Here is an 11,990-nt window from a genome sequence, read left to right on the forward strand (position 1 = left end):
TTAATTTGGCGACTTTATAGCACTAAATAATTCTTCCTCGGTTATGCTCAGCAGATTAAATACAGGCTTTTTATAGATGATTGTACCATCGAAATTCTTAAATTCAGTTGGCTGCTCAAAATCACTATATTTCCCTACCTTCCCCTGAACTTTTATAACGATTTTATCTTTCGAAAATTCCTCTAATGTCATCGTTCCTTCCGATAATATCATACCCTCTCCAATCATTTTTTCTCTGTTGGTAAGTTTCCCCATTTTAACGCCCGCATTTACCTGATCATTTGAAAACACATCCTTTTTTGATGGAATTGAAAGATACCAATCGTCTCCTCCAAAACTAATAATACTTCTACCGTCAAATTGGTCAATTAATGTAATGCTAAGAAGTTTGTCTGACGTGCTGACCTCTCCTCGAAATATACTTTCCTGAGGATAGAATTCCTTTCCGTCAATCTTGTAGATCGCTTTTGCCTGGTTTTCTCCCAGTTGCTCGTACATCTTGTCGTCATCGGAGGAAGTACAGGAACTAATAAATATGGCTATGAAAAAAAATAAACAAAAAGTAAGTTTCCAATAATTCATAAATGTATAGGTCAGTTAAAAACAAAAATGCTCGAAATCATCGAGCATTTTTGCAAAAAGAAAAAATGTTTTTTTAATATCCCGGATTCTGGACAAGATTTGCATTTGAAACCAATGCAGCAGAAGGTATAGGATAAAGCGTCGTAAAAGCATCAGTCACAGAAGCACCTTGACCGGTAGTAAATTTACCGAATCGAACTTCAGTAGTTCTTTTGCCACCTTCCCAGTATAATTCTCTACCGATTTCGTCAAACAGATTTTGTTCTGTCAACGAGCCTAGCGCTGTTGCGCCACGCGTAGTTCTTAATGTGTTAATCTGAGTGAGCGCAGCAGCAGCAGCACCTCCTCTGAATTGTGCTTCTGCCTTCATAAGGTAAGCTTCTGCATAACGCATCAATATGTATTTCCCGGAATTAGCAGGGTGATATTTGATCACACGAATACCTTTCTCTGGTGAAGCGCCAGCCAAAGGCACGTCTCTTGTGAAGGATAGTGGCTTTTGGTTACGAACATCAATCACAGGGGCACCTTTATCATCATACTGCAGACCAATCAAAAACCCTAAACCTATACCCGAATACTCGGTCCCGTCTTTTTTAGCAGGTGAACCAATTCTTTTGTCCTGAGTTTCAAAGGTATCATAAAAATCGGCCAGGGTAGAAAAACCGTTCCAACCCGACGGATTTTGACCATAATGCAGTGTCATCATCCAACGGTTCTGAGCAGTTCCTTCCATGACAAGCAATATAGGCTCTGTTTTGGCAGCCGACGAGAATGTTGAAAAATAATCTTTTTCCAGTGCATATCCATCAGCCGTGATAGCATCAACATGTGCTACTACCTTATCCATATCTGCTTTATCAAAGGTATAAGGACCACCTGCAGTGGTGCCTTTATATATTGATTTATTCAGATACAATTTAGCCAAAAGAAAATTAGCAGCCGCTTTCGTAGCCGTACCATTGGTTGCAGAAGGTCCGGATTTAACCAGATTAGGTAAAGCCTCTTCGAGATCTTTCACGATGAAATCGAAAGCTTCCGAACGTGTCAACACGCGTGGAAGATCATCGACACCCTGTGTTACCTCACGTACTGGCACAACACCCCAATAATCCATAACCCAGTACATATTGTAAGCTCTTAAAAACTGAGCTTCTGCTTTTTGTACAGGCGTCGGATTTGAAGCAATAATTTCTGTCGCCTTATATGCCCGTTGATTTAAAGCATTCCATGCGCTCAGAATATATGAGTGCGAAGCATCCCAGGTATGCGCATCAAGCGTACGCCAAACACCGTTGTCACCCCAGTCAACGCCGCGTGTTGGAGGAATCATTTCCGCAGTGGTATGCTCACCCAATGCATAAATACCTGCCTGATCAGAATAAGTCGATAGATCCTTGTAAGCAGAAGCCAAAGCTTCCGGAACATTAACAGGTGCAAATCCCCCCTCAACTACCTCATTTACCACAGAATCCTTTTCCTCATTGATTAGGTCGGTACACGAAGTTAAGGTCGCAATACTGGCACTTAGTACCAGCAGTTTATATATATGACTTGTTTTCATTATCGTAGGTTATTAAAATTAGAATGAGAAATTTGCGCCAATAGTCCAGGTTCTTGAACGTGGATACGCCGTGTAATCTATTCCAAACGATGGAATATCATTCAATGATTTGTTAGTACTAACTTCCGGATCTTGTCCGCTGTATTTGGTTATTGTAAATAAGTTTTGTCCTGATACAAACACTCGGGCATTTGATAATACTTTGCTGCTCTTCAAAGGAATACGGTATCCAAGAGAAAAGTTCTGCATTCTGATGAAATTACCTTTTTCCAGGAACCGAGTCGATACGTCCGGAGCATTAAGTCCTCCTTCACCATTTCCAATTACGTCTTTCGTAACATTACGACCGTTAGCAAAAGAACCTTGTGTAAAGAATGCATTCGCTGTATTCGAATACAAATAGTTTCCAAAAACACCGTTGAAGAAAATACTCATATCAAAATTACCGTATTTCAAGTTGTTCGTCAAACCGGCATTAACCTTTGGAAGCGGGCTTTTCCCTCCAAGGAATTGCTGAAAATCTCCATTTGGATAGATCGAGTTCCCGTTGTCATCAAAACCACCAAACTCACGAAGGAAATAGGCGAACAAAGGCTGCCCTTCTGCAAGACGCTGTGCAAATGCACCCGAAAGTCCCTGGCCATTAATTTCTCCTGTATCGTACGTTCCAACAAGATTTTTTACAAGGTTTTTGTTATAGGACGCATTTACCAAAACTTCCCAGGAAAATTTAGTCCCTTCCACAACGATACCGTTCAAAGCCAATTCAATACCTCTGTTTTGGATATCAGTGTCAAGGTTGGTATACACAAATGGGTTAGGCGCGGGCTGTGCTGCTACAACTTTGAACAACAGATCTTTTGTGCTTTTGTTATATGCATCAATACTTCCTGAAAGTCTTCCCTTCAATATAGAAAAGTCAATCCCAAGGTTGAATGCAGCGGTAGATTCCCATTTCAAGTCAGGGTTATTGAAGGCAACAGCGTTCAAACCACCACCTGTAATACCATCACCATTTTGGTTAATTACGTAATCACTATAACGATCTCTTCTATCATAAACATTGTGAGGAATCGCCTGATTTCCAGTTACACCATAACCTACTCTTAAAGAAAGATCCGTAAATACTGTTTTAGAAATAAACTTTTCTTCAACAAGTTTCCACTTGAACGCTCCTGACGGGAAATATCCATATTTGTTGTTTCCACCAAATTTAGACGAACCATCCACACGTAAAGTACCGGTGAAAAGATATTTATTACCAAAGCCAAGATTTACACGACCAAAGTATGACTGAAGCTCATCCTTAACATAGCTTGAATTCTGAACTACCGAACCAACACTGCTCAAAGCAGTTCCATCCTTGATTTCAACCGTTCCGGCAATCCCTAGGTTGTTGATCATCAAATCCAGGTTTGTTGTTCTAAAATTAGCCGCTGAAACATTCTTGCTGCTATTTTCGAAACTTTGGTAAGAGTATCCCAATAAAGCATTAAGGGTTACCTTTCCGAATTCCTTATCATAGGTAAAGTAATTTTCCCATAGCTGGTTATTTGCTTCAACATCTCTGATATAAACACGGCCAATCTCTGTGATACCGGTTACTAACAAATCACTACCATAAGCTTGCTTTCTTGAAGACATCGATTTATCAAAACCAAGTACTGTTTTGAACTTCAATCCTTCAAGTAGCTCCATTTCAGCATTGATGTTACCCAGTGCACGAAGCGTACTGTTCTTATCTCTGGACAGTTTGACAAACGCCATTGGGTTTGGTTCAGTTGTCGTAACCTGATTAAAACCTCCTCCTGCATTATATACAGATCTAGTCGGATTTGCTTTTAGAATACTACCCAATAAATCTCCTTCAAAACCGATATTTTCTGAGATTGGAACACCTGTATCCAATGTATTTGCAAAATTCAGGTTGCTACCAATTGTCAGTTTATTATTGATAAACTTCTTCGTTCCGCTAAATCCAACACTATATCTCTTCACGTTAGATGTCTGTACGATACCATCCTGACTTAAATAACCCAGAGAGAAGCGGTAATTGCCGGTATTATCTCCACCACCATAAGAAAGGTTGTGCTGATGCGTCATTGCAGTTCTGAACAACTCTTTTTGCCAGTCTGTTTCAGATCCCTGATCTTGTCCACCTGCCGCTACATATTCCTGTGCATTCAGAAGATCATATCTTTTCGTGATGTTACTGATACCTAATGAATATCCATAATCAAGTGCTCCTTTGCCTTTACCTCTTTTTGTAGTAATCAAAACAACCCCGTTAGCACCACGTGATCCGTAGATTGCTGTTGCGGATGCATCTTTCAGGATATCAATACTTGCGATATCGTCAGGATTAAGAAAGTTAAGCGGGTTTTTAGCAGGCTGACGACCAACACCCTGGTTGTCACCGCCACTTGAAGTATTATCACCACTTAAAGGAACACCATCAATTACAAATAATGGGTTATTACCTCCAAGAACTGAGGAAGTACCACGAATACGAACGTTGATACCACCACCCGGCTCACCGCTGGATTGTGTAATCTGCACACCTGCAACGCGTCCTTGCATTAATTGTTCAGGAGACGTCACAATACCTTTTTGGAAATCTTTTGATCCCAACGCCGATACAGCCCCGGTCGCATCTTTTTTCTTAACCGTTCCGTAACCAACCACAACCACTTCTTCCAAAGCTCTCACATCCTCAGAAAGAGTAACGTTAAGAGTAGATTTATTCCCAACAGGAACATCTTGTGACTCAAAACCTATTGAACTGAATGTAAGTGTTGCGTTAGGCGCAACATTGATTTGAAAGTTACCGTCAACATCTGTGTTGGTTCCTGTCGTGCTTCCTTTAATCGTGATAGCAACACCTGGAAGCCCCGATCCTTTTGAATCAGAAACCTTTCCGGAAACTGCATTTTGGGCGTAACCCGTTAAAGTAAATAATGCAAACGCAAGCGTTAGTAAAACTGATCCCAGTCTGTGGCTGTTGAGGGACTTATTGCCCCAAGGGGATCTCGCTGCCTTAAATTGACCAGACACTAGTCGATCAGAATTGGAGAATTTCATCATAGATTGGTTAATTAATTTTTGTCATGCTTTCTCACTTCGTCTTCTTCATCAATTTTTCAAAATAACTCAAAACAGGACTCTCAAACCTTTTAGGAATAATTTAAAGATCAAATTGAAATATTAGACAAATACTTACCGAAATTAATATATTAAGTTGAAATATCACAACTACAAGTGACAAAGAATTATTTAATTAATATTATTTTTTATTCAATTTGTGACTTTAATTCAAATAGGAGCACTTTTTGAGTGTATTACGACATTAAATTTTAAGTAAAATATTGTAATATTTTTTCTATGATTATTAATAGTAAACTATAAGTTACAAATTTAGATACGATGCATTACCAGCGCATCTCATTGAACCTTTCTATAAAAATTTCATGATTTGATCGTCGGTTGTGCGTAACTTTGGAGCAGTTTCCTTTCTGTACTTTTTTTGTTTATGACACCGCAGTCCTCCGTTTCGAATACAGATTTACAACAACTGGCCAGTCAGCTTACAGGTGATTTCTACGATGACAATACCATGCGTACTTTATACGCTACGGATGCATCGGCTTACCGTGAAATGCCGCTGGCAGTTGCGATACCCAAAACATTAGATGATATTAAAAAACTGCTTGCTTTTGCGAACAGTAAAAAGATTTCTCTGGTACCACGTACCGCCGGAACTTCGCTTGCGGGACAGGTGGTTGGCAGCGGGATCATTGTTGATACTTCGAAACATTTTACAAAAATCCTGGAAGTCAATCCGGAGGAAGGTTATGTACGCGTGGAACCTGGCGTCATTCGTGACGAACTGAATATGGCACTGAAACCTTATGGGCTTTATTTTGGTCCGGAAACATCTACTGCCAACCGTGCCATGATTGGTGGAATGGTAGGAAATAATTCCTGTGGTTCAAACTCGGTTGTTTATGGAAGTACAAGAGAGCATTTACTGGAAGTAAAAGCGATTTTAGCTGATGGAAGTGAGGTGACTTTTGGACCGGAAACGCTGGAACTATTCAAAAGTAAGGTGCCTGCTTCTGCCAATTCACTCGCAGATAAAATTTATTCAAAAACTTTCGAAATCCTTTCAAATCCTGCGAACCAGCAGGAGATTAGAAAAGAATTTCCAAAGCGTAGTGTAGAAAGGCGGAACACGGGTTATGCGCTGGATATGCTTTTGGAAACCGAGCCTTTCACACCAGCGGACGAAAATCAGGAAGTCGTACCTTTTAATATGTGCAAGCTGATCGCCGGCTCAGAAGGGACGCTTTGCTTTTTGACAGAAATCAAGCTGAATATTATTCCGCTTCCTCCGACTACGCAGGGCTTGTTGTGTGCGCATTTTACCTCCATTGACGAAGCTTTAAGGGCGACAATCTTAGCGTTGAAATACAAACCGCAGGCTGTCGAATTAATTGATAATTACGTTCTGGAATGTGCTGCTACTAATAAAGAACAAAAGGCCAACGCATTTTTTGTTCAGAATACGGCTTCGGGTGAATATCCGGCCATTCTGGTTGTGGACCTTTCGAGAGAAACGAAGGAAGAAGTTGAGGCATTGGCCCAGGCATTGGAAACCGACTTCATTCAGGCAGGAATGGGTTACCATTTTCCGTTGCTTTTTGGAGATGATACCAAGAAAATATGGACGCTTAGAAAAGCCGGACTTGGATTATTAAGCAATCTTCCTGGTGATGAAAAGGCAGTTGCAGTCATTGAAGATACGGCGGTCGACGTTTACGATCAGCCACAATATATTATTGAATTTAATGATATCCTGAAAAAACACGGAATGTCTGCCGTGCATTATGCACACGCCGGTTCAGGAGAATTGCACCTTCGCCCGATCATTAATTTAAAAACGAAAGAAGGACACCAACAATTCAGAACCATTGCCGAAGAAATTGCCACGCTTGTAAAGAAGTTCCAGGGATCGCTTTCCGGAGAACATGGCGACGGGCGTTTGCGCGGAGAATTTATTCCACAAATGGTCGGACAGCATAATTATGAGTTGTTCAAAGAATTGAAACATACCTGGGATCCTAACAACATCTTAAACCCAGGCAAAATTGTGGATACGCCTCCGATGGATACATTCCTTCGTTATGAAGCAGATCACGTCACGCCAGAATTTAAAACCTATTTCCGATATCAGGATCAAACCGTATTGCAGCATGCGGAACAATGTAACGGATCAGGTGACTGCCGTAAAACAGAAATGAGCGGCGGTACGATGTGTCCGAGTTTTATGGCAACACGAAATGAAAAGGATACAACGCGCGCCCGGGCGAATATCCTGCGAGAAATGCTGACCAACTCGCCAAAAGAAAATCGTTTTGATAATAAAGAAATAAAGGAAGTTTACGATTTGTGTCTTGCCTGCAAAGGCTGTAAGGGCGAATGTCCTTCCAATGTAGATGTGGCTAAACTTAAAATGGAATTTTTGCAGCACTATCACGACGAGCACGGTGTTCCGGTTCGCTCCTGGTTGGTTGGAAATTTTTCGAAACTAAACAGCCTGGCCAGTTATGTTCCCTGGGCCTATAACATGGTTTTCAAAAATGCGCCGCTCCGTAAAATCGCTAATAGTATTGTAGGCTTTCACCCGGAACGGACGATGCCACTTTTACATGATACGACTTTAATTTCATGGTATAAAAAACGCAAGGATCCGGGCTTCACTTCTGAGAAAAAAGTATATCTTTTTTGTGATGAATTTACCAATTACAATGACGTTGAGATTGGTAAAAAAGCAATTCAGGTTCTGGAGAAATTAGGATATGAAGTAATTATTCCAAAACATGGTCCATCGGGACGTCCGCAGTTATCAAAAGGATTATTGAAAGACGCGAAGAAAATAGCGGAAGAAAATATCAGGCTTTTGAAGGATGTCATTTCCTATGATACACCTTTAATCGGTTTGGAACCTTCCGCAATCCTGACTTTCCGCGATGAGTATCCGGATCTGGTTGGTGAAGATCTGATAGAAGATGCGAAAAAACTGGCGATGAATGCGTTGCAGTTTGATGAATTCATTTCACGCGAAATTGAATTAAAACACATTTCAAAGAATTCGTTCAGCAAAGAAAAACGGCTGATCAAACTTCACGGACATTGCCAGCAAAAAGCAATTTCCAGTATGGTGCCTACGAAGAGAATGTTATCATTACCGGAAAATTATACCGTACAATTAATTCCTTCGGGATGCTGTGGTATGGCTGGTTCTTTTGGTTATGAGAAAGAACATTATGATATCTCGATGCAAATCGGTGAGCTGGTACTTTTCCCGACAGTTCGGAAACAGGCTGACGATGTGATTATTGCTGCGCCGGGCACAAGCTGCCGGCACCAGATCCATGATGGAACCGGCCGCAAAGCACTCCATCCGGCAGAAATATTATTTGAAGCTTTGGTATAAATTACTGTTCAACATAATCCAGTTCCTTACCATAGGTTTCTTCCATTTTCCACAAGGAAAGTAAGGCCAGCAAAAAGCAAACGGCTCCTACCGCAGCGCCGGCCTGAAGAACACCCCAATCCGGTTTAAGGAACTGGAATATGGGCAATGTGATCAAAACCGTTGCGCGGACGTTATTCGCAACTGAGGTAGTTACCGTTGCACGAAGGTTGGTACCAAATTGTTCGGCAGTGGTTGTCAGGAACATGGCGATGTAACCGATCGAAAAACCGAGCCAGGCATAACATAAATAAAGTGTTTCTGCTGATTTAATTCCTCCGTAAAGCAAAATAACCGCACCGGCCAAAGTCATCATCATCATAACCAGAATGGCCTTTTTTCGCGATTGAAGCCACTGACTTAAAAACCCGCTGAAAAAATCTCCGGTAACGATTCCAATGTAAGTGTATAAAACGCAGGTTCCGGCAGGAATATCTCCGGGAATTCCAATTGCCTTTGCAAATTCATTTCCGAAAGTTGCGTAAATTCCAATCACCAGATATGTTGGCAAAGCAATTCCCATACAGCGCAAATAACGGATCAGCCGCTCTCGTTTTGTGAAAATCGTCCACCATTGTACTGATTTTGAAATACTATTTTTGATGCCTTTTTCAAAAAGAAAAGATTCCAATACGTTGACGCGAAGTGCTAAAAGTAGTAAACCCATGCCGCCACCGATAAAATAAGCCACGCGCCAGTCTGTCAGTTTCACAGCGAAAAAAGCGGCAATTGCGCCTGCAAGACCGACACTGGCTACTACGGACGCACCATAACCACGATGTTCTTTCGGTAAAATTTCAGCGATTAAGGTAATGCCTGCGCCCAGCTCACCAGCCAAACCTAAACCGGCAATAAATCTCAAGATCGAATATACCTCGACGTTGTTTGTGAAACCGCAAATAATGTTGGCAAGGGAATAAGTGAGAATAGAGCCAAAAAGCACGGAACGCCGTCCCATTTTATCACCCCAGATCCCCCAGAAAAAACCTCCGATTAATAACCCCGCCTGTTGCCAGTTATAGATTTTGGCCCCGATCAGTGAGATTTCTGCTTCGGAAAGTCCGAGATCTTTCAAGCTTGGAACCCGGACGATATTAAATAAAAGCAAATCATAAACATCCACAAAATAACCCAGCGAGGCTACGATAACCGGGAGTGAAAGTACAGAACGAAGCGCAGAGGTATTATTTGAGGTAGAAATTGCATTCATATTTTAATATAGCATAACGAGATAACAGGAGTGAATCACTAAAAATAAGGACAAAATATTTAATCATCAATCGGTTTTCTCCGCATTGACTTTACCTGTGACTTTTTCTGTTTCCCTGCAAGTCTATCGAGTTTCGAAGCCAACGTTGGACGGGTCGGTCTCCGTTTTTTGGGAACGAAAAAAGCCTGCTGGATCAATTTATTAAATTTATCTACAACCTTATCTTTATTAGCAAGTTGCGATCGTTCTGTTTGATGATAAATTACCATCACATTTTCATTTGTCAGCTTTGCACTTAACTTATTGATCAGGACTTGCTTCTCTTCCTCAGATAATAAATTCGAGTTTGCAATATCAAAGCGAAGCTCTACTTTCGTTTCTACTTTGTTAACATTTTGCCCGCCGCTTCCTCCACTTCTGGCTGTCTGGAAAACGAGTTCGGGATGTAATTTTTCAGGATTAATCATGACCTGTTTATAAATATTGTTAATGTCTGTTAAGGTATATACGAACTTGATAACATTTTACGCTTTCAGGATGTAAAAAATCAGATGACTGACGAACATCTATTTTATATAACAATTTATTTATCAATCATTTACATAAAATTATTTACCAAACTAAAAGTTAAAAATACGCTTTTCAATTCAAATCAACCTGTATTATCACTTTTAGCACAAAAAAGCAGCATTAAACCCATTTCATAATTTCGTGTCAAACCACCGATTTTAATTTAGACAACTATTAATTCATACGGCCATGTATCACATGCATAAATTTCGGATTCTTGCCTTATCATTATTACTTCTTGGAGGTATTTCGATTCAGGAAAAGGTAAAAGCTCAGCCGGGAGTTTCTATATCGTTTCAAACATTTTACAGCGAGTTATCTCCTTATGGCCGCTGGATCAATACACCGCAATACGGCTCCGTGTGGACTCCTTATGTGGATCCAGGTTTTCAGCCTTACTCAACCAATGGATATTGGGAAGTGACCGAATATGGCAATACCTGGGTTTCCGATTACGACTGGGGTTGGGCACCTTTTCATTACGGTCGCTGGTCATTCGACGACTATAATGGCTGGTTCTGGATTCCCGGTTATGAATGGGGGCCTGCCTGGGTCAACTGGCGTTCAGGTGGCGGATATTATGGATGGGCACCGCTGGGGCCTGGCGTTAATGTAAATATTTCCGTTAACATTCCTTCCTTCTGGTGGGTTTTCGTTCCGCAGCGATATATCGCAACGCGCGGATGGTATAATTACTGCGCGCCGAGAGGACGGTATAACCAGATCTATGGCCAGACTACGATCATCAATAATTATTACCGCAATGATAACCGCACTTATGTTTATGGTCCGAGACGCAACGAAATCGAACGGGTGACAGGACGCTCTGTTGTTATTCGTGACATTGACCGTAACCGCCGAGGCACTGTAATCGTAGATCGCTCAAATGGGAGAAATAGCAATTATTATGGAAACGACCGTGGGAGAACTTACAGTGAACCGGGAAATAACAGCAGATACGGTTACGATAATAACAGTCGCAGAGGAACAATTTCTGGAAACAATCCTGGTAATAGAAACAGAGATAATGATGATCGTTCAAATAACCGAACCTATGATAATGGAAGTGTGAACAGAGGTCCGGAAATTAGAAACGACCGTGGAAACCGGTCATCCGTCCCGGAACCCTCTTCAGAACGTTCCGCTCCTGACAGAGGATATTCATCTCCAAGCCAGGCGCCTCGGGATATGAACCGTTCAAGAGGTCAGGAACAACCTGTTTATAATAATAATGACAATCGCTCGAATCGCACTTATGAACAGCCTCGTGCTACGCCAAATGTAGAGCAGAGACGTTCTCGCCAAAGTGAGCCGTCAAACAATTCCGGTCGTTCCAGAGATTATGGAAATAGTGAAAGATCAACAAACAGTGCCCCTGCCGTTCGCTCCAATTCATCTGAAAGAAATTCCGGTGAGTCTTCGAGAGGCGGGAACGGAGGCGGACGATCTTACGAAAGTTCAGGTGACAGAGGTGGCCGTTCGCCAAGATAATAGTACCGTATAAATCAGAAGCTCCTCAACGAAACTTC

7 protein-coding genes are annotated in these 11,990 nt (G+C 41.4%); 2 read left to right on the plus strand and 5 right to left on the minus strand.

Annotation, left to right across the window (positions count from 1 at the left end):
* The 3 genes from AC1XUO_RS24090 to AC1XUO_RS24100 all read right to left on the minus strand — a co-directional run bounded on the left by AC1XUO_RS24090 (position 1) and on the right by AC1XUO_RS24100 (position 5,230).
* Positions 1-498, minus strand: a complete 498-nt coding sequence (locus tag AC1XUO_RS24090; RefSeq protein WP_483332393.1) for a hypothetical protein — start codon at positions 496-498, stop codon at positions 1-3.
* Between the two features lie 157 nt (positions 499-655).
* Positions 656-2,146, minus strand: coding sequence for a RagB/SusD family nutrient uptake outer membrane protein (locus tag AC1XUO_RS24095; protein ID WP_483332394.1), 1,491 nt, complete (start codon positions 2,144-2,146; stop codon positions 656-658).
* An 18-nt stretch (positions 2,147-2,164) separates the two neighbouring features.
* Positions 2,165-5,230, minus strand: a complete 3,066-nt coding sequence (locus AC1XUO_RS24100; RefSeq protein ID WP_483332395.1) for a SusC/RagA family TonB-linked outer membrane protein — start codon at positions 5,228-5,230, stop codon at positions 2,165-2,167.
* A 445-nt stretch (positions 5,231-5,675) separates the two neighbouring features.
* On the opposite strand from AC1XUO_RS24100, the gene AC1XUO_RS24105 reads away from it, so the two are divergent.
* Entirely contained in the window at positions 5,676-8,642 is a 2,967-nt protein-coding gene (locus AC1XUO_RS24105) for an FAD-binding and (Fe-S)-binding domain-containing protein (RefSeq protein WP_483332396.1), read from the plus strand.
* 1 nt (position 8,643) lies between these two features.
* On the opposite strand, the gene AC1XUO_RS24110 is transcribed toward AC1XUO_RS24105, so the two are convergent.
* Both AC1XUO_RS24110 and arfB read right to left on the minus strand, forming a co-directional pair.
* Entirely contained in the window at positions 8,644-9,891 is a 1,248-nt protein-coding gene (locus AC1XUO_RS24110) for an MFS transporter (RefSeq protein ID WP_483332397.1), read from the minus strand.
* A gap of 59 nt (positions 9,892-9,950) precedes the next feature.
* Positions 9,951-10,358: an alternative ribosome rescue aminoacyl-tRNA hydrolase ArfB gene (gene arfB / locus AC1XUO_RS24115; protein ID WP_483332398.1), complete on the minus strand. Its 408-nt coding sequence runs from the start codon at positions 10,356-10,358 to the stop codon at positions 9,951-9,953.
* Positions 10,359-10,650: 292 nt separating this feature from the next.
* Between arfB and AC1XUO_RS24120 the strand changes: the two genes are divergently transcribed.
* Positions 10,651-11,952 (plus strand): DUF6600 domain-containing protein, encoded by a 1,302-nt coding sequence (locus tag AC1XUO_RS24120; protein WP_483332399.1) that lies wholly within the window; start codon positions 10,651-10,653, stop codon positions 11,950-11,952.
* Positions 11,953-11,990: the final 38 nt, after the last annotated feature.

This window comes from Dyadobacter sp. HNCC25DJ186 (assembly GCF_056895235.1).

What these genes read in the sequence shown, in the direction of transcription:
- AC1XUO_RS24090 (WP_483332393.1), bottom strand. Translation starts at nt 498, where the DNA reads ATGTACGAGCAACTGGGAGAAAACCAGGCAAAAGCGATCTACAAGATT.
- AC1XUO_RS24095 (WP_483332394.1), bottom strand. Translation starts at nt 2,146, where the DNA reads ATGAAAACAAGTCATATATATAAACTGCTGGTACTAAGTGCCAGTATT.
- AC1XUO_RS24100 (WP_483332395.1), bottom strand. Translation starts at nt 5,230, where the DNA reads ATGATGAAATTCTCCAATTCTGATCGACTAGTGTCTGGTCAATTTAAG.
- AC1XUO_RS24105 (WP_483332396.1), top strand. Translation starts at nt 5,676, where the DNA reads ATGACACCGCAGTCCTCCGTTTCGAATACAGATTTACAACAACTGGCC.
- AC1XUO_RS24110 (WP_483332397.1), bottom strand. Translation starts at nt 9,891, where the DNA reads ATGAATGCAATTTCTACCTCAAATAATACCTCTGCGCTTCGTTCTGTA.
- arfB (WP_483332398.1), bottom strand. Translation starts at nt 10,358, where the DNA reads ATGATTAATCCTGAAAAATTACATCCCGAACTCGTTTTCCAGACAGCC.
- AC1XUO_RS24120 (WP_483332399.1), top strand. Translation starts at nt 10,651, where the DNA reads ATGTATCACATGCATAAATTTCGGATTCTTGCCTTATCATTATTACTT.